19 protein-coding genes and 2 tRNA genes are annotated in these 20,787 nt (G+C 50.7%); 14 read left to right on the top strand and 7 right to left on the bottom strand.

The genetic code is table 11. The annotated features are described in order from the left end of the window. From AC2FAP_RS07555 to AC2FAP_RS07520, 8 genes are read left to right on the top strand one after another with little or no spacing between them, the layout of a single operon-like run. Positions 1 to 1,275, top strand: a complete 1,275-nt coding sequence (locus tag AC2FAP_RS07555; protein WP_323133850.1) for a F390 synthetase-related protein — start codon at positions 1 to 3, stop codon at positions 1,273 to 1,275. After that, positions 1,272 to 1,889 (top strand): phosphatase PAP2 family protein, encoded by a 618-nt coding sequence (locus tag AC2FAP_RS07550; protein ID WP_449541710.1) that lies wholly within the window; start codon positions 1,272 to 1,274, stop codon positions 1,887 to 1,889. Before AC2FAP_RS07555 ends, AC2FAP_RS07550 begins: the two co-directional genes overlap by 4 nt. Then, positions 1,882 to 3,009, top strand: coding sequence for a sterol desaturase family protein (locus AC2FAP_RS07545; protein WP_333191592.1), 1,128 nt, complete (start codon positions 1,882 to 1,884; stop codon positions 3,007 to 3,009). Before AC2FAP_RS07550 ends, AC2FAP_RS07545 begins: the two co-directional genes overlap by 8 nt. Next, positions 2,996 to 4,108, top strand: coding sequence for a fatty acid desaturase family protein (locus AC2FAP_RS07540; protein ID WP_193162260.1), 1,113 nt, complete (start codon positions 2,996 to 2,998; stop codon positions 4,106 to 4,108). Before AC2FAP_RS07545 ends, AC2FAP_RS07540 begins: the two co-directional genes overlap by 14 nt. Next, positions 4,099 to 5,073, top strand: a complete 975-nt coding sequence (locus AC2FAP_RS07535) for an NAD-dependent epimerase/dehydratase family protein (RefSeq protein ID WP_047955731.1) — start codon at positions 4,099 to 4,101, stop codon at positions 5,071 to 5,073. Before AC2FAP_RS07540 ends, AC2FAP_RS07535 begins: the two co-directional genes overlap by 10 nt. After that, positions 5,067 to 6,191 (top strand): glycosyltransferase, encoded by a 1,125-nt coding sequence (locus AC2FAP_RS07530; RefSeq protein ID WP_449541709.1) that lies wholly within the window; start codon positions 5,067 to 5,069, stop codon positions 6,189 to 6,191. The genes AC2FAP_RS07535 and AC2FAP_RS07530 overlap by 7 nt, the downstream gene beginning before the upstream one ends. Continuing rightward, complete coding sequence (locus AC2FAP_RS07525) at positions 6,188 to 6,748, top strand: hypothetical protein (RefSeq protein WP_449541708.1); 561 nt, start codon at positions 6,188 to 6,190, stop codon at positions 6,746 to 6,748. Before AC2FAP_RS07530 ends, AC2FAP_RS07525 begins: the two co-directional genes overlap by 4 nt. 8 nt (positions 6,749 to 6,756) lie before the next feature. Next, positions 6,757 to 7,947, top strand: a complete 1,191-nt coding sequence (locus AC2FAP_RS07520; protein WP_449541781.1) for a glycosyltransferase — start codon at positions 6,757 to 6,759, stop codon at positions 7,945 to 7,947. 17 nt (positions 7,948 to 7,964) lie between these two features. Here AC2FAP_RS07520 and AC2FAP_RS07515 read toward each other — a convergent pair whose 3' ends face one another. Continuing rightward, the gene (locus tag AC2FAP_RS07515; protein ID WP_449541707.1) at positions 7,965 to 8,861 is read right to left on the bottom strand and encodes a DMT family transporter; all 897 of its coding nucleotides are present in this window, start codon (positions 8,859 to 8,861) and stop codon (positions 7,965 to 7,967) included. A 107-nt stretch (positions 8,862 to 8,968) separates the two neighbouring features. Here AC2FAP_RS07515 and AC2FAP_RS07510 point away from each other — a divergent pair, with 107 nt between their 5' ends. Further along, complete coding sequence (locus tag AC2FAP_RS07510; protein ID WP_014170457.1) at positions 8,969 to 9,412, top strand: Lrp/AsnC family transcriptional regulator; 444 nt, start codon at positions 8,969 to 8,971, stop codon at positions 9,410 to 9,412. Positions 9,413 to 9,473: 61 nt separating this feature from the next. Here AC2FAP_RS07510 and AC2FAP_RS07505 read toward each other — a convergent pair. The 4 genes from AC2FAP_RS07505 to AC2FAP_RS07490 form a co-directional block, all read right to left on the bottom strand. After that, a tRNA-Tyr gene (locus AC2FAP_RS07505) sits at positions 9,474 to 9,558 on the bottom strand. 35 nt (positions 9,559 to 9,593) lie between these two features. Beyond that, positions 9,594 to 9,678 (bottom strand) — tRNA-Tyr (locus AC2FAP_RS07500). 157 nt (positions 9,679 to 9,835) lie between these two features. Next, positions 9,836 to 10,678, bottom strand: a complete 843-nt coding sequence (gene purU / locus AC2FAP_RS07495; protein WP_014170456.1) for a formyltetrahydrofolate deformylase — start codon at positions 10,676 to 10,678, stop codon at positions 9,836 to 9,838. A 48-nt stretch (positions 10,679 to 10,726) separates the two neighbouring features. Further along, positions 10,727 to 11,185: a YchJ family protein gene (locus AC2FAP_RS07490; protein ID WP_025203926.1), complete on the bottom strand. Its 459-nt coding sequence runs from the start codon at positions 11,183 to 11,185 to the stop codon at positions 10,727 to 10,729. Positions 11,186 to 11,299: 114 nt separating this feature from the next. Here AC2FAP_RS07490 and rssA point away from each other — a divergent pair, with 114 nt between their 5' ends. The 3 genes from rssA (at position 11,300) to galU (ending at position 14,416) form a co-directional block, all read left to right on the top strand. Then, a complete protein-coding gene (gene rssA / locus AC2FAP_RS07485; protein ID WP_032669742.1) occupies positions 11,300 to 12,202 on the top strand; it encodes a patatin-like phospholipase RssA in 903 nt (300 codons plus the stop codon). Positions 12,203 to 12,293: 91 nt separating this feature from the next. Next, complete coding sequence (gene rssB, locus AC2FAP_RS07480) at positions 12,294 to 13,307, top strand: two-component system response regulator RssB (RefSeq protein ID WP_014170453.1); 1,014 nt, start codon at positions 12,294 to 12,296, stop codon at positions 13,305 to 13,307. A gap of 200 nt (positions 13,308 to 13,507) precedes the next feature. Then, on the top strand, positions 13,508 to 14,416 hold the full coding sequence (gene galU, locus AC2FAP_RS07475; protein ID WP_014170452.1) for a UTP--glucose-1-phosphate uridylyltransferase GalU: 909 nt from the start codon (positions 13,508 to 13,510) through the stop codon (positions 14,414 to 14,416). Positions 14,417 to 14,616: 200 nt separating this feature from the next. On the opposite strand, the gene hns is transcribed toward galU, so the two are convergent. Further along, positions 14,617 to 15,030 carry a histone-like nucleoid-structuring protein H-NS gene (gene hns / locus AC2FAP_RS07470; protein WP_008502781.1) on the bottom strand — a complete coding sequence of 138 codons (414 nt, stop codon included), beginning with the start codon at positions 15,028 to 15,030 and terminating at the stop codon, positions 14,617 to 14,619. A 549-nt stretch (positions 15,031 to 15,579) separates the two neighbouring features. Between hns and tdk the strand changes: the two genes are divergently transcribed. Beyond that, complete coding sequence (gene tdk / locus AC2FAP_RS07465) at positions 15,580 to 16,194, top strand: thymidine kinase (protein WP_449541706.1); 615 nt, start codon at positions 15,580 to 15,582, stop codon at positions 16,192 to 16,194. A 65-nt stretch (positions 16,195 to 16,259) separates the two neighbouring features. On the opposite strand, the gene adhE is transcribed toward tdk, so the two are convergent. Next, a complete protein-coding gene (gene adhE, locus AC2FAP_RS07460; RefSeq protein WP_020882380.1) occupies positions 16,260 to 18,938 on the bottom strand; it encodes a bifunctional acetaldehyde-CoA/alcohol dehydrogenase in 2,679 nt (892 codons plus the stop codon). Between the two features lie 479 nt (positions 18,939 to 19,417). On the opposite strand from adhE, the gene AC2FAP_RS07455 reads away from it, so the two are divergent. Continuing rightward, the gene (locus tag AC2FAP_RS07455; RefSeq protein ID WP_449541705.1) at positions 19,418 to 20,065 is read left to right on the top strand and encodes a YchE family NAAT transporter; all 648 of its coding nucleotides are present in this window, start codon (positions 19,418 to 19,420) and stop codon (positions 20,063 to 20,065) included. Positions 20,066 to 20,787: the final 722 nt, after the last annotated feature.

The following is a 20,787-nucleotide window of genomic DNA, read 5'->3' as shown; positions in this document are numbered from 1 at the left end:
ATGTTGATGTGGCGCTATTTCTGCACCCGCAGACGGCGTTTTACCGAACGTGCAAAACTGGAGAGATGGCAGGAAAAAAAACTGCATCACTTCAGGCGGAACGTGTTATCGAAAAGCCCATGGTTTCAGCGATTTCGCGCGGTGCCGTTCGGACAGTGGCCGCTGATGGACAAGGCGCTGATGATGACGCATTTCGATGAGATGAACACTGAAGGTCTTAAGCGTGACGCGCTGATGGCCTGCGCGCTGAAAAGTGAACAAAACCGGGACTTCAGTCCGAAAATAGGCCGATTTAGCGTGGGCCTGTCATCAGGTACTTCCGGCAGGCGCGGGTTATTTGTTGTCAGTCCGAAGGAGCAGCAAATTTGGGCGGCAGGTATTCTTGCAAGGGCCTTACCGGACGGTCTTTTTGCCCGGGAACGGGTTGCACTGTTTCTGAGGGCAAATAATAACCTTTACCAGAGTGTGAGCAGCCGCTGGTTGAGCCTGGAATTTTACGATTTACTGGCGCCGTTTCAGCCGCAATTGCGCCATGTAGAACGGTTTTCCCCGACGATCATTGTTGCCCCCGCACAGGTATTACGTGCGCTGGCGCTGGCGGTACTGGACGGAACGCTGCAGCTGAATGTCAAAAAGGTGATTTCTGTCGCCGAAGTTCTGGAGGAACAGGACAGGGCACTTATCCACCAGGTATTTGGTAGCGTGGGTGAAATCTATCAGGCAACAGAGGGTTTTTTAGCTTCAACCTGTTCTTTTGGGACGTTACATCTGAACGAGGAGTTTATTCACGTCGAGCCCCACTGGCTGGATGAGAAGCGCTTTACGCCTGTTATCACCGATTTCACCCGCAGCACGCAGCCCATCGTCCGTTACCGCCTTGATGACATACTGGTTGCCCGCGAGGCGCGGTGCCCGTGTGGAAGTGCGGCGCGCGCGATTGAGCGTATTGAGGGTCGACAGGACGATCAACTCCTTCTCCCGGATAGCACGGGCAAACCGCAGGTTATTTTTGCCGACCCCTGCAGCCGCGTGCTGGCCGTCACGCTCCCACTTACCGCAGACTATCGCCTGGTACAAACAGAAGCAGAGAGACTGTGTCTTACCGCGGATTGTGACGCAGCAATACTTCCTCACTGCCGCGACGCGCTGAATGAGCTGTTTACGTTACAGGGAATAGACACTTCCCGGCTGGTATGGGCGCTGCAGTCCCGAAGCGTATCACCGAACTTTGACGCAAAACGACGGCGCATAGTCCGTGAATGGGGAAAGGAATGAGTGAGTTTCTGCAACGCCTCAAGCAGATGCTAGTGGGGTGGGGGTCGGTCGGGGTCGTTTATTCGCTTTGCGACAGGTTACAGGGTGAAGGTTATCGTTTAACCCCACTACGGGTTGACGCGTTAATTCCCTTTTCGCCTGATGCGGTGTGGCTCTACTTGTCCTTTTTCTTGATTGTCCCGTTGGGATATTTATTAACGCCGTATGACCGAGTGCGGTGGCTTGCCCGGTCCATGCAATTTTCGGCGCTGGGGGCAGGCATCATATATCTGTTATGGCCGACCACCATGGTGTATCCCACGCTGGCAGGAGAGGGTGTTTCTTCCAGAGTCTTGGGGTGGCTGGTCTCTGTCGACTCCCGTCAAAATTGCTTTCCCTCTTTGCACGCTGCGCTGACGGCACTCGCCGTCTGGGCGATAGCGGCAGGGCGTTTACGCTGGATGGCGGTTGCAAGCGTCATCTGGGCGTGTGCTATTGCCTACTCTATCCTTCAGCTGAGAAGACATCTGTTTATTGATTTAATGGCGGGTGTTTTGCTGGCAGGGGCCAGTGTATGGCTGGCAGAGCATCTGGACGTGCGCAGACAAAAATATAAAGGAATACCCGGTGAGTGAACTCCTGTTTCCCGTTCTTTTTATGCTGTTTTTCGTGTGTGCTGAGGCCTGTATTCTTCAGTTCACACGGCGGCAGAATATTGACTGGCTCGATATCATTTTCAATCTCAATTCCGGGCACATTATGCTGTGGTTTTTCCGGTGCCTGGAGGTGCTTTGCTACGGATTTGTGCTGGAACACTTTAGCCTGAATCTTTTTGAGGGATGGTCTGCCGTCGGGTTATGGCTCTTTACATTGTTAGCATGGGACGTTGGTTTCTACTGGCTTCATCGTCTCCATCACCAGCTTCGGCTACTGTGGGCTGTTCACGTTGTTCACCATCAGGGGGAGAACTATAACCTGTCGTTGGGGGTGCGAAATTCCTGGTACTCGTCATTAACGTCAATCCCTTTCTTTTTGGTGTTAGCGCTGGCTGGCGTACCGCTGAGTGTCTTTCTGGCGGTTTCCATCGTGCATTACAGCATTCAGTTTTTTAACCATAACGCATTAACGCCAACGCTGGGGTGGCTGGAAAAGGTATTTGTTACCCCGACACATCATCGCGTTCATCACCTTAATAATAAGCGCTATGCCGATACCAACTACGGTGGCACCTTTATTTTCTGGGATAAATTATTCGGTACGTTCTGCGAGATGCCCTCGCAGGAGAAGTCGACCTATGGGGTAAAAGGCAGAAAGCCATCGTTAAACCCGATGCAGGAAAGTAATCTTCCTTTTTTGCAAATGGCAGGTATTTTGAAAACGGTTCGCCTCCGACATCGCCAGTTTGACTGTTCGATATTAATGACAGGTGTCGGGGCTATTCTGTTGTTTGCGCTCGTTCTGGGCTACATCCAGCGCTACGGATACAGTATAGATAACGTGGGTGCTGCGCAGTCTCTGTTGTTTATATTGCTGGCAGCTGGCTCTGTCGCATTGGGTGGGATCAGTGAGGGTCAGCGCTGGGGAGTGATGATGTGGTGTCTGGTCACGCTCGCTTTACCGCTGCTTTTCTTGGGGTACTGGGGCTGGAATCACGTCTATTGGGTTGCAGTTATGGCGGCACTGGCCGCACACGGTATTGCACTCACCTATGGCCTTGGGCGCAGGACAAAAAGGGGGATAAGTGAACCAATTTAATCCTGACAAGCGGTTGACCTTTCCCGCCGATCCCCCCGGGCTGGTTGCAGCACTTCACAGCGAAACACGCGCGTTGTTAACAGAACGGGGCGATCATCGCTATGCAGATGGCCGAATGCTGGTTAAAACAGTGATGCTGGCTGGTGGTTGTATTGGAAGTTATGCGTTAGCGCTTCATCAGAGTGACCTGCCCCTGTATTTTTCATGGTATTTTGCCGCCATCGTTTTCGCGATGTTGCTGACCGTGAACGTCGTGCATGATGCGTCTCATAATGCCTTTCTGAAAGGTAAAAAAGCTAACGCGTGGGTAAACCGTATTGTCGCTATCCCACTCGGCCTGGATCCCGATTGCTGGCGCGTTCGCCATGTCAGATTTCATCATGGATTCACCAACATAGAATGTTACGATCCGGACACCGCAGAAAATGGTCTTATGCGCCAGACGCCCTGGCAGCGCTGGCGCCCCTTTATGCGGGCGCAGCGCTACTACTGGCCGTTGGTCGCCGCATTAACCTTCCCCTGGTATATCTGGATTGTTGACTGGCTCGACAGAGGGGGATATACACCGGTGACGCCTCATCTGGCGCAGCAGGGTATTATCGGCTGGACGTTTTTTTTGACGGGTAAAGCCTTGCACGCAGCGTTCAGCCTCGTGTTACCCATGTGGTTGTTGGCCGACAGATTTAGCGCCGGTTCAATTTTGTTGACCTATATGCTCTGTCAGATGATCTCTTCTCTGATATTCGTCATGCTCGTCATCGGGACGCACTGGGCAAAGGGCAGCGCTCAGCTCCCCCCTGACGGGGGCAAAATGGCTCAAGGCAGGCTTTCCCATACCTTTGCAACGACCTTTGACTGGTCGACACGGCCCGCGTTCATGGGGTACTGGCTGGGTGGCCTCAATCTTCATCTGACTCACCATCTTTTCCCGCACTGGAGTCATCGCCATTATCCTCAGTTGAGCCGAATCATCGAGGATGTCGCCGCGCGAGAAGGGCTGGATTATCGGCGGCTCACCCTCGCCGATTTAATGTCTCTCCAGCAGCGTTTTCTCAGGCGCATGGGTGAACGCCCTGAGCGACATGGAGAATGGTCGTGAAGATTATGGTAACCGGAGCATCGGGTTTCATTGGCGGGGCTTTTATCCGGCGTTTTGCCGCTACTGACGGCGTTTCGCTGTGCGGCGTCGGGCGCCGTGAACATGTCGCGTTGCCCGCATCAGTTGAGTATTTCGCACTTGGGTTAGACCAGCTTCATACGCTAGATGTCGTACCCGATGTGGTTATTCACGCGGCAGGAAGGACTTCGCCCTGGGGTAGTGAGCACGATTATTACCGGGATAACGTTGAGACGACCCGGCATGTTATCGATTTTTGCCGTCATCGTGGCTTTCCACGACTCATATTTATTTCAAGCGCGGCGGTTTACTACCGTTTTGCGCACCAGCCAGGACTGCGTGAATGTGATGCTATCGGCCCCGAATTTAGCAGCCAATATGGGCGCACAAAACGTCAGGCAGAGTGCCTTGTTGAGACGTATCAGGGTGAGAAAACCATTTTTCGCCCTTGTGCCGTATTTGGTGAGGGCGATCGCTTGCTCTTACCGCCTCTGTTGGCTGCGGCTAAAAAAGGAAAGCTGCCCTCTATCCTTAGCCGCGGTGTAAAAGTGCAGGCCGACATTATGCACGTCGATGTGCTAGGGGATTACCTGATGCGTGCTGTGAAACGCAGTCACCTCCGCCCGTGCTATAACATCTCCGCCAGTCAATCTGTCGAAATCCATCGGCTGTTATGTGAAGTTTTGCAGCAGTTGGGTTTGCCTCAACCGCATAAAACCGTGCGCCTGGGAACTGCGATGTGTTTTGCTGGCATACTTGAGAGGCTGTGGCGCTGGCTGCCGTTGCCGGGAGAACCGCCGATTACCCGTTTTGGCGTTGCCGTTTTTGGCTACACTAACACCCTGAATGTTACGCGTATGCTGGATGACTTTGGTCCACCATCAATGGATTTTGACGTCAGCCTGCGCACGTTTTTACAACAACTCAAGGAAGAGCGCCTGTGTTAATTATCGCAATAGCATGGCTGGCCATTCTGCTTTTCAAAGTCTGTATCACGCAGAAAATGCTTACAGCCACAAGGGATAACAACTCTTGCTCTTTCAGCGACATTACGGTCATGCAACCCATACTCAGCGGTGATCCTGCGTTAGAGACGGTGCTGGCCGCGAGTCTTCAAAATTTGCCTGGCGCAACGTTTCTTTGGCTGACTGACGTGGACGACGCGGAGGCCGCAAGGGTAACGCAGCGGTTGCAGGCGCGTTACCCTCAGAGCGCTATTCATATCTGCGCATACCCTGAAGCGCCGGAAGGGATAAATCCAAAGTTATATAAGCTTGAGCAAGGAAGAAAGCAGGTTAAGACCCTGACGGTTCTGATTTTAGATGACGATGCGGTACTGACGGCGACATCGCTGAACACGATGCTTGCCGCGCTTGATGATCATTCGCTTGTCACCGCGCTACCCTGGTATGTGGCTACCGACAACTTACCGTCGCGACTGCTGGCACAATTTGTTAATGATAACTCAGCGCTGACGTATCTGCCGTTGCTGCCTTTTGTCAGACCGTTAACGCTAAATGGCATGTGCTACCTGTTACCTTTACGTGTGCTGGAAAGCGTGGGGGGATTTTCGCCCATCCTTCGACATCTGACCGATGATCTCGCACTGGCAACGCTTCTTACTCAGCAAGGGGTAAACATCGTACAGTCTGTCGCGCCTGTGAGCGTACAAACCAGCGTACCTGACGTCAGACGGTATTTTCGTCAGATGCACCGCTGGTTTTTGTTCGCCACATTGTTGATGCGTGAGAAGCCTGCTGGTACGAATCTGGCAATCTTTCTTCTTCAGGGTTTACATCCGTTACTGCTTTGGGCGATGGTGGTGCTCGCATTCAGTGGGGGGATAAATTGCGTGTTACTGGCGGTGGTCCTTCTCGTTCGCCACGTTGCCTTGCGCCGTATACAGCGTTTAGTGTCAGAGACTATTTCCGCAAGGCCGGTGATGTCGGTGTTATCAGAGCTGTTGCAGCCTGTGCATTTAATTCATGCCTTGTTCAACCGGAATATTCACTGGCGTTCGCGTCGCTATCGCGTTTTCAGTAATGACCGCTTCAGCTCATTGTGACCGGCATGCGACTTAACATCGCTTTTATCACGGGAAGAAGCCGTCCCGGCAACCTTGCGCTCAGCCCGGTGCAGAGTTTGTTCCTCCAGTCTTTGCTGACGGAAGGGGCCATGCCTGTCACTGAAAATTTCCCCTGGATACCTCAAACCCAGCCATGGTGTGATACGGGTTTATTGCGTGCAAGTTGCAGCAATGCGCGGGACTACCTCACTTCTCGCAGGGCAGCGTTTGGCGAGCGCTATCGAAACATTGCGATTGCGTTGCTGGAATCGGCGGATCACACGCTGTTACTTTCCGGAAGCTGTGGATTGGAACTCTTTAATAATCTTCACCTGCCGTCCTCAGTCCTGTCTCGCGTGAGTATTTTTGCTTACGGCCCGGTGGCTCGTCAGCGTCCTGACTGCCATCATCTTTTGGTTCAGGGGCAGCAAGACTGGATTTCTCGCCTTTGGTTTCACCAGGCGGACGAGCGCATACCCTGCGGTCATATGGACTATCTCTCGCAGCCGGAGCTGGTCTGTTTATGTCAGCAATTTATAAATCAAATACGGAAATAGAGTCTGATATGCAACGCTTGTTTGATCTGATTCCTGACAACGTCACGCGAATTGATTTGTTGGCCCCGCCATTTTCCGGTCATTTGCATCCCGTGCTGGCAATGGGGAGGGCGCTTTCAGCGCATTATCAGGTCCGGATTATCAGTACTCGCGGTGCCAGCGCGCGGATTGCGGCGTCCGGACTGCAAGGACTCATTCTTGACGGCGATTTCGATACACCGTTAGTGTCTATTGCCAATCCAAAATATGCCGTAAAGACGCATCCTGTGAGGCTTTATCGTCAGTTTCGCTCAGTCGTGGGCCTGCTTAAGGGTTTTGCTGATGAACTGGAGAGGGCGTGGCGCCGGGAAGGCGTGCCGGATTTGGCCATCGCCGACTTTACACTTCCCGTCGTGGGGCCTGTCTGTACCCGGATGAATGTTCTCTGGTGGAGTAGCTTGCCGTCGCCCTGCGTTCTTGAAGCGCCGGACGGCCCACCCGCTTATTGTGGTGGGCTGATGCCGGCCATCACCGGGTGGGAACGGATAAGCCACCTGATCCACAGGAAAAAAGTCAGGTTGTTCAAGAGTCTTGTTTTTTGGTTTTTTCGCGGTGTGATTCGTCAGACGGGCATAACCCGGCTATATCGGCCTGACGGCAGTGAAACGGCATATTCACCCTTGCGCATTCTCGCTCTGGGCGAAAAAGAGATGGAGTTTGAGCGGACCTGGCCTGAATCGGTAGCCTTTATTGGACCCGCGCTGTACACCCCGTCTGCAGATGGAGAGAAACCGACCTTCATTGAAGGAAAGCGGCATGTCCTGATTACGCTGGGTACACATCTGGACTGGCATAAAGATGACGTAGCGAAAGCGGCAACAGCTCTGGCGAAAACGATGCCAGACTGGGTGTTCCATTTCACGGATGGCAGCCTGGAAAGTGCGGAATGTGAGCGGGCAGGGAATTTCTTACGTATGCATTGGGTTGATTATGATGCCTGGTTATCTCGTTACGATGTCGTGATACACCACGGCGGGGCGGGGATTATGTGGCACTGTATTCAAAAAGGGATCCCGGCCCTGGTGTACCCGGTTGACTACGATCAGTTCGATCATGCCGCCCGGGTCGAGTTTTTCAGAAAAGGTATCTGGCTGCGCGGCGGACTCAGGCAACTTGAACAGGCTCGCGAACAACTCCTCAAGTTAATCCGCAAGGATTAGCCTGTTCGCCCCCGACGCTAATTTGCTGATTTGATCCCAACCCCGCACTCGCGGGGTTTTTTCTCGCCCCAGCCCAGGTTATTACCTGCCGCCGCAAACAGTATCAATGCACCCCCTGCCAGTTGCGTGATATTCAGCGAGTGTCCGAACACCACGTTATCGACAATTATGGCCACCACGGGATAGATAAAAGACAGAGAGCCGGTAACGGGCGTCGGGAGCTTCTGGATCGCGCTATACAGCAACTGATACATGATCCCGGTGTGGACGACACCTAACGTCAGTAAAATCGGCCATGGGAAATCAGCTGATAATGCCGGCTGGTGGGCGAAGGGCAACAGCATGACCACGCCGGTCAGTACCTGAATAAAGGCGATATGCTGGGGCGCAACTGATTTCAGTCTGCGGGCGATTATGGCTGTCAGTGCGTAGAAGAAAGCGGCCCCCATCGCCAGACCGATTCCTGCGAGCCAGCCTTCGCCCTGTGCGCCATTCAGCTCACTGGAGAGCAGGATGACCACGCCGCCAAAGGCGAGAACGAGCCAACCCCATTTCACCAGGCTCACGCGTTCACCTAAAAACATCCCCATCAATACCAGCATAAACGGCTGAGTGTTATAAACCACGGTAGAAAGGCCGATTGAAATACGTTCATAAGCCGCGAACAGCAGCAACCAGTTCACCACTAACGCAACACCGCCCAGAATTGCCAGCAGTAGCGTTAAACGGGTGAGTTGACTAAATGGTTTTCGACTTATTCGGATGAAAATAAAAAGGGCCATTGCCCCGATCAGGCATCGCCAGAAAACCACTTCCGTCACCGGCAGGCCGGAAAGCAGAACAAACGCGCCAATCGAGCCGGAAATTAACATCGCCAGGATCATCTGCCAGACGCCTTTTTGTACATCACCCATTGTTCACCTCCTGATTAATGACGATATTGTCGAATACCGCTGTCGGGAATAACATGGCTGATATAAGGTGAAAGACAGTGATGGCTTTTTTAAATTAGGTAAAAACGATGGAAAACCTTCTCGATGACATCGATCGCCAAATTCTTGCCTGTCTGGTTGAGGATGCGCGCATGTCGCTAAAGGTACTCAGCGGACGTATTGGACTGACATCTCCCAGTACAGCAGAGCGTCTGAAAAGACTGGAAGAGCGTGGGGTGATTGAAGGGTATGGCGCGCGCGTCAATCTGACGGCGTTGGGGTATACGTTGCAGGCGCTGGTGCGGGTTCGTCCTTTACCGGGGTTGCTGCAAAAAGTAGATAAGTACATTCAGGCCATGCCGGAATGTATTGAGAGCGATAAAGTCACCGGTGAAGACTGCTTTGTTATCAGGCTGGTCGTGCGGTCGATTGAGCAACTGGATGCGTTGCTTGATGGTCTGGCGGAACATGCTCAGTGTAATACGTCGATCGTGAAAAGTTCACCGGTGAAGCGCCGGTTGCCACCAATGTGATCGTCTGTTGCTATGCATGACACATCGTTTGAAATACATCACTGGATTGGCTGTGAGATGATGGTGGTGGGGGAAGGATTCGAACCTTCGAAGTCGATGACGGCAGATTTACAGTCTGCTCCCTTTGGCCGCTCGGGAACCCCACCAGGGGTAATTCAAATTTTGAGGTAATGCTGAGATATGGTGGTGGGGGAAGGATTCGAACCTTCGAAGTCGATGACGGCAGATTTACAGTCTGCTCCCTTTGGCCGCTCGGGAACCCCACCACGGGGTAATGCTATTTACTGGCCTGCTTCCTGCTGGAAGCGGGGCGCATCATATCAAATGAGACGCCCCTGTAAAGCGTTACCACAATAAAAATAAACTGGTTGCCTGAATTTTACGCGTTAAGCTGTAAAGCTAACCAGTTCATTTTCTTGTCGATTAAAGAATAATCGTTCTGTTACCGTAAACGAACACACGTTGCGCCAGCACCTGATAGAGCGCACGACTGAGTACGTTCTTCTCTACGTCACGCCCGGCGCGCATCATATCTTCTGCGGTATAGGTGTGATCCACGTGAATCACGTCCTGCATAATGATTGGCCCTTCGTCCAGGTTGTCATTCACGTAGTGCGCGGTGGCACCGATGATTTTCACACCGCGTTCGTACGCCTGGTGATAAGGACGAGCACCGATAAAGGCTGGCAGGAATGAGTGATGGATGTTAATGATCTTGTTCGGGAAACGTGCCACGAAGGATGGGGTCAGTACACGCATGTATTTCGCCAGTACCACGTAATCCGGGTTATGCGCTTCGATAGCATTGGCCATCAGGTTGTCATGTTCTTCACGGGTATGGCCTTCATGGCTGACCAGCTCAAACGGAATATCAAAACGTTCAACCAGCGTGCGCAGCGTCTCGTGGTTACCGATAACGGCAGCGATTTCAACATCGAGGCCACCGTAGTTTGCTTTCATCAACAGATCGCCAAGACAGTGGGCTTCTTTCGTCACAAGAATAACAACGCGACGACGGCCAGCGGGTGTCAGTTCACGCACGGAGCCTTCAGGCAGCGCGCTGTCGAGATCGGCAAGCAGGGTGGTGTCGTTGAAAATCCCTTCGAGTTCGGTACGCATAAAGAAGCGTCCGGTACGGTGGTCAACGAACTCGTTGTTCTGCACGATATTCAGTTCATGCTTGTAACAAATGTTGGTAATTCGTGCGATCAGCCCTTTTTGATCGGGACAGATGGTGCGCAGAACTTTACGTTGTAGTGATTGCATCGCCGGGAAATCCTGTTTGAGTATTTGCGAAGTCTGGGTTGTCAGGCATTACTGCCCGCAACACTTTTTAAATTTTTTACCTGAACCACAAGGGCAGGGATCGTTACGACCAAACTGTGGGCGCGTTCCGTCAATATAATACCATTGCCCGCTTTCCTTTAAGAACCGGGAACGTTCGATAATGGCACCGGGCTTATTGCGTTCGATAAAGCGGGCAACGAAGCTGACATAACCTTCATCAGCATCACTTCCCGTTGACGATTCATAGACGGTAAGGCCGAGCCATTGGGTATTAGCAAACCCGGCTTCAATATCCTGTCTGAAATCGGCAGCGTGGCAGGATGGGTGCCAGGTTTTAATCAGGTAGTCTGCGTCTTTGATCACAAAAGCAGTATACCGTGAACGCATGAGGTGTGACGGGTCTGGTGCAACCTGATCGCCAGACAGATATCGCTGGCAACATAGGCTATACTCCAGAGCGCTACCACAAGGGCAGAGTTGAGACACGATTCTCTTCCTGGAACAAAAAATAAGGGCGTTAAACGCTTCGGGTAGCACCATGTTAACTGAGCAGTTGCGTTGATGCTATGTCAGGAATCCAGGGGACGTAAAACAGGGCTAATGAGAAAGGTTAAAATTGGACTGGCGCTGGGCTCAGGTGCAGCCCGGGGATGGTCGCACATCGGCGTGATAAATGCCTTAAAGCAGATGGGCATTGACGTTGATATTGTTGCAGGGTGTTCAATCGGATCGCTTGTGGGGTCCGCATACGCGTGCGGAAAGCTTCCGGAACTTGAAACCTGGGTACGCTCCTTCAGTTACTGGGACGTATTGCGCCTGATGGATCTCTCGTGGCAGCGCGGTGGGTTGCTGCGCGGTGAACGGGTCTTTAACCAGTTCCGTCAGATTATGCCTCTCGATGACTTCAGTCATTGTCAGTTACCCTTCGGCGCTGTTGCGACGAACCTCAGTACCGGCCGCGAACTCTGGCTTACCGAAGGGGATATCCATCTTGCCGTTCGCGCGTCCTGCAGCATGCCGGGCTTAATGGCCCCTGTTCCACACAACGGTTACTGGCTTGTCGACGGAGGCGTTGTTAACCCGGTCCCCATTTCCCTGACCCGCGCTATGGGTGCCGATATTGTTATTGCTGTGGATTTACAGCACGACGCTCATCTGATGCAACAAGACCTGATGCCAGTCAATCTTCAGAGTGAAGATGCCGAGGGCGAAAAACTGGCCTGGCATGAGCGTCTGCGCGGACGTCTCGGGCGCATGGCCGCCCGGCGTGCGGTAACTGCACCCACGGCGATTGAAATTATGACGACCTCAATCCAGGTCCTGGAGAACCGCCTCAAGCGCAACCGCATGGCTGGCGACCCGCCGGATATTCTGCTTCAGCCGTATTGTCCGCAAATTTCTACCCTTGATTTCCATCGGGCTGAGGCCGCCATCGCAGCGGGCTCGTTAGCCGTCGAAAAGAAAATAGATGAGTTGCTGCCTTTTGTGCGAACAGCACGTTAAGCACCTTTTTTTGACTACTTCAGCAAAATCTGACAGGCGACAGTGCCGATAGCATGCCACTATGTAGTTACTGTCAGCCAGGGGAGGAACCATGACGAAGCCATTGGCCGGAAAACACATTTTGATTGTTGAAGACGAGCCCGTTTTCCGATCGCTACTGGATTCGTGGTTATCATCACTGGGGGCAAACACTTCACTGGCTGACGATGGCATCGACGCGCTGGAAAAAATGGTCAATATCACGCCTGATCTGATGATTTGTGACCTTGAAATGCCACGGATGAATGGACTGAAGCTGGTCGAACATCTGCGCAATGAAGCCAACCAGATGCCGATACTGGTGATTTCCGCCACAGAGAACATGGCGGATATAGCCAAAGCCTTGCGTCTGGGGGTTCAGGATATTCTGCTTAAACCGGTTAAAGATCTTAACCGGCTTCGTGAAACCGTCTTAGCCTGTCTTTATCCCAATATGTTTAATTCCCGGGTTGAGGAAGAGGAACGCCTTTTCCAGGACTGGGACGCCTTAGTGAGTAATCCCCCTGCGGCGGCGAAACTGTTGCAAGAACTTCAACCGCCGGTACAACAAAATATTTCTCACTGTCGTGTGAATTATCGCCAGCTGGTGGCCGCTGACCAGCCAGGGCTGGTGCTCGATATTGCGCCATTATCGGATTCAGACCTTGCATTTTATTGTCTTGATGTCACCCGGGCAGGGGATAATGGTGTATTAGCCGCGTTATTACTTCGTGCGCTATTTAACGGGTTGCTGCAGGAACAACTCTCCCATCAGGGGCAGCGGCTTCCCGAGTTAGGCAGTTTACTCAAACAGGTAAACCAGCTTTTCCGTCAGGCCAATTTACCCGGACAGTTTCCGCTGTTGGTAGGTTATTACCACAGCGGTTTGAAAAATCTTATCCTCGTTTCCGCGGGGCTTAATGCCTCGCTGAATACCGGGGAACATCATATTCAGGTCAGTAACGGTGTCCCGCTTGGAACATTGGGTACGGCTTATCTTAATCAAATTAGCCATCGCTGTTCCTCCTGGCAGTGCCAAATTTGGGGTGCTGGGGGACGGCTACGCTTAATGTTGTCCACGGAATAAGCAGTTGGATCTTAATTTTAAGATTGCTTTACCTGTGATTTACGGGGAGTGCTACTATCGCTGCCCGGAATCATGCGTATTTGTCCTAATTGATCGGCAACGCGTTCTTTTCAGACCCGGACTGCGGGATGAGGCTGATATACTTAACGCGTTATTTATTGCATAAAAGTTCAAAACTTGAACAGCTCAGGAGAATTTGAATGGCTGCCCTAAATTCGAAAGTCAGAAAGGCCGTCATCCCGGTAGCGGGATTGGGGACCAGGATGTTACCAGCAACTAAGGCGATTCCTAAAGAGATGCTGCCTCTGGTTGATAAGCCATTAATTCAGTATGTCGTTAACGAATGTATCGCGGCCGGCATTACTGAAATTGTGCTGGTTACACATTCATCAAAAAACTCTATCGAAAACCATTTCGATACAAGTTTTGAACTCGAAGCCATGCTGGAAAAACGTGTTAAGCGCCAGCTACTGGAAGAAGTTCAGTCTATTTGCCCGCCACACGTCACCATTATGCAGGTGCGTCAGGGGCTGGCTAAAGGTCTGGGCCACGCAGTCATGTGTGCGCATCCCGTTGTAGGTGATGAGCCTGTTGCGGTGATCCTGCCTGACGTTATTCTGGACGAATATGAATCAGATCTTTCTCAGGACAATCTGGCTGAGATGATCAAACGCTTCGATGAAACAGGCAGCAGCCAGATCATGGTTGAACCTGTGGATGACGTTACCGCTTACGGTGTTGTTGACTGCAAAGGCGTTAACCTTGAACCGGGTGAGAGCGTGCCGATGATTGGCGTGGTTGAGAAGCCTAAAGCCGACGTAGCGCCTTCTAATCTGGCGGTTGTAGGTCGTTATGTCCTGAGTGCTGAAATCTGGCCTCTGCTGGCGAAAACGCCTCCAGGAGCGGGTGATGAAATCCAGCTTACCGATGCCATTGATATGCTGATCGAGAAAGAGACCGTTGAAGCTTACCATATGAAAGGTAAGAGCCATGACTGCGGTAATAAGCTCGGTTATATGCAGGCGTTTGTAGAATATGGCATTCGCCACAATACGCTCGGTGAAGAATTTAAAGCCTGGCTCAAAGAGAGCGCGGGTATTAAGAAATAACTCAGGCTTCATTTGATCTGAACCGGTGAGGCTCTGCCCACCGGTTTTTTTATGCCCATAACACGCCGTCATCACGTACGATTGTAAGGCAAACTAAATAGCCAAATAACGCTTTATGACAGAGTGTAAGGGGATGTTTGCGGTAAATTGCGGGTAAAAAAAATCCCGCATTACGCGGGATTTTTCTGTAAGCGAGATGATTAATCCTTGATCAGGAAGTCATCCAGCTGTTTACCTTGCTCGTCCATTGCTTTCTTGATAACAGCAGGAGTACGACCCTGGCCGGTCCAGGTTTTAGTTTCGCCGTTCTCGTCAACATAGCTATATTTAGCAGGACGAGCAGCGCGTTTTGCTTTGGTACCGGTTTTAGCTGCAGCCATGCTGTTCAGCAATTCATTTGGATCGATACCATCAGCAATCAGCATTTCACGATATTGCTGCAGTTTACGAGTACGCTCTTCGATTTCAGCAGCAGCAGCGCTTTCTTCTTCGCGACGTTCATTAACTACAACTTCTAATTTTTCCAGCATTTCTTCAAGCGTTTCGAGGGTACATTCTCTTGCCTGCGCACGAAGAGTACGGATGTTGTTCAGAATTTTAAGTGCTTCGCTCATTGTAGTAATCTCAAACTTATAATGGGGGGTGGTTTGTTGTCCTAATAATAGAGCGATAAATTCAGTTGTGCAATAGCTGGGAATGTAAGGAATTCAAAAAATAGTGAATATTGCCGCTATTATTAATTACGCTAACTTAAATTTCATAACCCGCCAGTCTCGCTTGTTATCACGTAAAGTGGCTTAACGCAGTCGATTGCATCTTTTTTTTGTGACATTTGCCTCAGGAATTATAGTTGCGGCGGATAAATATCAGCCTTTTGTATTAGTTTACACCGGGTATGTTAAGGCAGAAATAGTTAATAAATAGTGAATTTTAATGAACGATGATTCCACTATAAAATGAAGTGTTATGTTTGGCTGACCCTATAACATATTGGCTGGGCTGGATGCGTTTACTTCATGTTTTAACGCATTATTTTTGCAAAACGCCGGCGGTAAACCCCGCGCTGAACCGCATAGTCTGTGCGTCGTATCGCTGATAACCAGACAAAATATGGTACAATGAATCATCGGTAATATTACACATTGATTAGGGTTTTACGGCCAATGGCACAACTTTATTTCTACTATTCGGCAATGAATGCCGGGAAATCGACAGCGCTACTGCAATCCTCATACAATTACCAGGAACGTGGGATGCGTACCGTTGTTTATACGGCTGAAATTGACGACCGCTTTGGTGCAGGGAAGGTGAGTTCCAGAATAGGCCTCTCATCGCCTTCGAGGCTGTTTAACCCGCAAACTGACCTGCTGGAGGATATCCGCGCAGCGCATGCTTCACAGCCCATCCATTGTGTTCTGGTTGATGAAAGCCAGTTTCTGACGCGTGAGCAAGTTCATGCGCTTTCAGAGGTTGTCGATGAGCTTGATATTCCCGTTCTGTGCTATGGACTGCGCACTGACTTTCGCGGCGAGCTTTTTGCCGGCAGCCAGTATTTACTTGCGTGGTCGGATAAACTCGTTGAACTTAAAACCATCTGTTTTTGCGGCCGTAAAGCCAGCATGGTGCTTCGCCTCGACCAGGCCGGAAAACCCTATGCTGATGGCGAGCAGGTGGTGATAGGTGGCAATGAGCGCTACGTATCAGTGTGCCGTAAGCATTATAAGGAAGCGTTGATTGTCGGCTCACTGACGGCGCTTCAGCCTGACAACCGCAAATAATCCTTCACAGTAAAATGCAGACATAAAAAAACCCGCCAGAGGCGGGTTTTTTATCAGGCTGTCATTTACGCGTTTTTCTTCGCTTTCTTGTCAGCTTTAATGACAGGTGCGTCGGCTTTCACAGCAACAGTGTCATTTTCTTTGAACTCGCGGCCGTAGAAGGTATCCAGCAAGATCTGTTTCAGCTCAGAGATCAGCGGGTAGCGCGGGTTAGCACCGGTACACTGGTCATCGAATGCATCTTCAGACAGCTTATCAACATGCGCAAGGAAGTCAGCTTCCTGAACGCCCGCTTCACGGATCGATTTAGGAATACCCAGCTCAGCTTTAAGGCTTTCCAGCCATGCCAGCAGTTTCTCAATCTTCGCCGCAGTACGGTCGCCCGGTGCGCTCAGACCCAGGTGGTCTGCGATTTCAGCGTAACGACGACGTGCCTGTGGGCGGTCGTACTGGCTGAAAGCAGTCTGCTTGGTTGGGTTGTCGTTCGCGTTATAACGGATAACGTTGCTGATCAACAGGGCGTTCGCCAGACCGTGAGGAATGTGGAACTGTGAACCCAGTTTGTGTGCCATTGAGTGGCAAACACCCAGGAAGGCGTTAGCAAACGCGATACCGGCGATGGTTGCTGCACTGTGAACACGTTCACGGGCAACCGGGTTTTTAGACCCTTCATTATAAGACGCTGGCAGGTTTTCTTTCAGCAGTTTCAGAGCTTGCAGAGCCTGACCGTCAGAGAACTCAGAAGCCAGGACGGAAACGTAAGCTTCCAGGGCGTGAGTCACTGCATCCAGACCACCGAACGCACAGAGTGATTTCGGCATTTCCATGACCAGGTTGGCATCAACGATAGCCATATCTGGCGTCAGCGCGTAGTCAGCCAGTGGGTATTTCTGACCGGTTGCATCGTCGGTTACAACAGCAAACGGCGTGACTTCTGAACCTGTACCGGAAGTGGTAGTAACGGCGATCATTTTCGCTTTTACGCCCATTTTCGGGAACTTGTAGATACGTTTACGGATGTCCATAAAGCGCAGCGCCAGTTCTTCGAAGTGTGTTTCTGGGTGCTCGTACATAACCCACATGATTTTCGCGGCGTCCATTGGGGAACCACCACCCAGTGCGATGATCACATCGGGTTTGAAGGAGTTCGCCAGTTCAGCACCTTTACGTACTACGGTCAGGGTTGGGTCAGCTTCAACTTCAAAGAACACTTCAGTTTCAACGCCAGCCGCTTTCAGAACAGAAGTGATCTGATCTGCGTAGCCGTTGTTGAACAGGAAACGGTCAGTCACGATGAGCGCACGTTTGTGGCCATCAGTAATCACTTCATCCAGCGCGATTGGCAGAGAGCCACGGCGGAAGTAGATAGATTTCGGAAGTTTGTGCCACAACATGTTTTCAGCTCGCTTAGCAACGGTTTTCTTGTTGATCAGGTGTTTTGGACCAACGTTTTCAGAGATGGAGTTACCACCCCAGGAACCACAACCCAGAGTCAGGGAAGGTGCGAGCTTGAAGTTGTACAGGTCACCGATACCACCCTGAGAAGCCGGGGTGTTAATCAGGATGCGCGCAGTTTTCATCATCTGACCGAAGTGAGCAACGCGCTCTGGCTGGTTATCCTGGTCGGTGTACAGGCAAGAGGTATGACCGATACCCCCCATTGCAACCAGTTTCTCCGCTTTTACTACCGCGTCTTCGAAATCTTTCGCACGGTACATAGCAAGCGTAGGCGAGAGTTTTTCATGAGCGAACGGTTCGCTTTCGTCGACAACTTTAACTTCGCCGATCAGAATCTTGGTGGTTGCCGGAACGGTAAAGCCGGCGAGTTCAGCGATTTTATAGGCTGGCTGACCAACGATGGCGGCGTTCAGCGCGCCGTTTTTCAGAATGATATCCTGAACGGCTTTCAGCTCTTTGCCCTGCAGCATGTAGCCGCCGTGGCTGGCGAAACGTTCGCGAACCGCATCATAGACGGAATCAACAACAACAACGGACTGTTCAGACGCACAGATAACACCGTTGTCGAAGGTTTTAGACATCAGTACAGATGCAACAGCACGTTTAATATCGGCCGTTTCGTCGATAACAACAGGCGTGTTACCCGCACCTACACCGATAGCCGGTTTACCGGAGCTGTATGCTGCTTTAACCATGCCAGGACCACCGGTTGCCAGGATCAGGTTAATGTCCGGGTGGTGCATCAGGGCGTTAGACAGTTCAACAGACGGTTGGTCGATCCAGCCGATCAGATCTTTTGGCGCACCCGCAGCGATAGCAGCCTGCAGCACGATATCCGCTGCTTTGTTGGTGGCATCTTTAGCACGTGGGTGAGGGGAGAAGATGATTGCGTTACGGGTCTTCAGACTGATCAGCGATTTGAAGATGGCAGTAGACGTTGGGTTAGTCGTTGGAACGATACCGCAAATAATACCGATAGGTTCAGCAATGGTGATGGTACCGAAGGTATGATCTTCAGCCAGGACGCCGCAAGTCTTCTCATCTTTATAGGCGTTATAGATATACTCTGAAGCAAAGTGGTTTTTGATCACTTTATCTTCAACGATACCCATGCCGGATTCAGCAACGGCCATTTTAGCGAGAGGGATTCGAGCATCTGCAGCAGCCAGAGCGGCCGCGCGGAAGATTTTATCAACCTGTTCTTGGGTGAAATTGGCGTATTCACGCTGGGCTTTTTTCACGCGCTCGACGAGTGCGTTCAGTTCAGCGATATTAGTAACAGCCATAATGCTCTCCTGATAATGTTTAAACTCTTTTAGTAAACCAGCGCTCGATACGTCTGACAGTATAGACAGAGCCACTACGACTTGCGTTAGATAAAGTAAAACAAAGAGTTACTTTATGCTCTGGCGCGCTAACTTACTAAAAGAGCCTTACCTTAACATCATCCCTTTGTAACAGGTGACCTTCCTGGGGGGCGTAATCAAGATTACTCACTTCTGAGTACGAAAATCATGATCTGCGTCAATTTTTCCCCAAGCTGATACCTTTCAGCAGGGTTATTTATTGTAGATATTTCCAGTGTTAAATAATTAAGTAACTATTGGAAGTGATGCTATCACTGATTCTACATCTGTTTAACATCCTGAAAGGATAACGTTTAGGCACAGATTTCTGGTGAAGTATGCTCATAAAAAGCGTATCTTCAGCGCGATTTTTCATGACAAAGTGTCAGTCCCGGGCATGTGCATAAGCGGAGCAAAACGTGATCCAAACGCTCTTTGATTTTCCAACGTATTTTAAATTTTTTATTGGTCTGTTTGCCCTGGTCAACCCGGTAGGGATCATCCCTGTCTTCATTAGTATGACCAGTTACCAGACGGCGGCGGCCAGGAACAAAACCAACCTCACCGCTAACCTGTCAGTGGCCATTATCTTGCTCACCTCGCTTTTCCTGGGTGATGCCATTCTCCAGCTGTTCGGCATTTCAATTGATTCTTTCCGCATCGCGGGTGGCATCCTGGTGGTGACCATTGCCATGTCGATGATCAGCGGTAAGCTGGGTGAGGATAAACAGAACAAACAGGAGAAATCAGAAACCGCCATTCGCGAAAGTATCGGCGTGGTCCCGCTTGCGTTGCCTTTAATGGCAGGGCCTGGGGCAATCAGTTCCACCATTGTCTGGGGGACACGTTACCATAGCCTTATGCACCTGATTGGCTTTTCTTTCGCCATCGCTATCTTCGCACTGTGTTGTTGGGGTGTTTTCCGTATGGCACCCTGGCTGGTGCGCTGGCTGGGGCAAACGGGCATCAACGTCATTACGCGTATCATGGGGCTGTTGTTGATGGCGTTAGGCATCGAATTTATTGTCACCGGTATTAAAAGCATTTTCCCCGGCTTACTGCACTAATATTTCAAATGAAAGAACGGGGCCTGAGGCTCCGTTTTTTTACGTGATTATCAGCAAATCATATAACTAAAGTTGAAATGCTCACATATCATAATAAATTCTACTAATAATCCGCTTTTCTTATATTTCAATAAGTTATCAATTTACCTCGTGCCTCTCTGCGCATAAAACCTTCAATCGATCTGTTATTTTACTCACATGATACTCTGGGGCTTGCTGAGTCATAACCGAAATGATATTAGTAATTTCAACGTTCCCCTAGAGGAATGTGCTAAATAATAATCAGTTGTTAAATTTTTGTACAAAACCACTCGATGATAGCGCAGCGACGCGCTTGTAGAGAATGTTTTCTCTATCATATTGAATACCAATGTTTTTATGCGGTATTTGATGTCAGGCAGGGCTGCCCCCCGAGATACGGCACTCACCGTAAAAGAGAATTGCTTAACAAATTTGCAAAATGTATTGGCGCGCGTTTACGCCATTTGATACTTTCCGGCCTAATATTTTGCAGCATAAAACAAGCAGATGAGAATTATTTTCATATAGTCCTCTTCTCAGATATCCAGCGCAGGCCTCAGACAGGGGAGACCTGTGAAGAATCGACGCAAGACGGCCATACGAGCGGTCAGTAATAAAAAAGTCGGTGATAGCAAGAAGTAAAAAGAAGAACCTGACAGCAGCAAAAAAAACTCCTGCGCTGTACAGGCCCCAACAGGGGA

Source organism: Enterobacter cloacae complex sp. 394I7 (assembly GCF_057320345.1).
Note: the sequence above shows the minus strand (reverse complement) of the source record. Positions and strands in the feature narration are given on the sequence as shown.

Excerpts from the sequence above, each read along its gene's own strand:
- galU (WP_014170452.1), top strand. The coding sequence starts at position 13,508 with ATGGCTGCCCTAAATTCGAAAGTCAGAAAGGCCGTCATCCCGGTAGCG.
- AC2FAP_RS07515 (WP_449541707.1), bottom strand. The coding sequence starts at position 8,861 with ATGGGTGATGTACAAAAAGGCGTCTGGCAGATGATCCTGGCGATGTTA.
- AC2FAP_RS07535 (WP_047955731.1), top strand. The coding sequence starts at position 4,099 with ATGGTCGTGAAGATTATGGTAACCGGAGCATCGGGTTTCATTGGCGGG.
- rssA (WP_032669742.1), top strand. The coding sequence starts at position 11,300 with ATGAGAAAGGTTAAAATTGGACTGGCGCTGGGCTCAGGTGCAGCCCGG.
- AC2FAP_RS07510 (WP_014170457.1), top strand. The coding sequence starts at position 8,969 with ATGGAAAACCTTCTCGATGACATCGATCGCCAAATTCTTGCCTGTCTG.
- AC2FAP_RS07520 (WP_449541781.1), top strand. The coding sequence starts at position 6,757 with ATGCAACGCTTGTTTGATCTGATTCCTGACAACGTCACGCGAATTGAT.
- purU (WP_014170456.1), bottom strand. The coding sequence starts at position 10,678 with ATGCAATCACTACAACGTAAAGTTCTGCGCACCATCTGTCCCGATCAA.
- tdk (WP_449541706.1), top strand. The coding sequence starts at position 15,580 with ATGGCACAACTTTATTTCTACTATTCGGCAATGAATGCCGGGAAATCG.
- adhE (WP_020882380.1), bottom strand. The coding sequence starts at position 18,938 with ATGGCTGTTACTAATATCGCTGAACTGAACGCACTCGTCGAGCGCGTG.
- rssB (WP_014170453.1), top strand. The coding sequence starts at position 12,294 with ATGACGAAGCCATTGGCCGGAAAACACATTTTGATTGTTGAAGACGAG.
- AC2FAP_RS07550 (WP_449541710.1), top strand. The coding sequence starts at position 1,272 with ATGAGTGAGTTTCTGCAACGCCTCAAGCAGATGCTAGTGGGGTGGGGG.
- AC2FAP_RS07555 (WP_323133850.1), top strand. The coding sequence starts at position 1 with ATGTTGATGTGGCGCTATTTCTGCACCCGCAGACGGCGTTTTACCGAA.
- hns (WP_008502781.1), bottom strand. The coding sequence starts at position 15,030 with ATGAGCGAAGCACTTAAAATTCTGAACAACATCCGTACTCTTCGTGCG.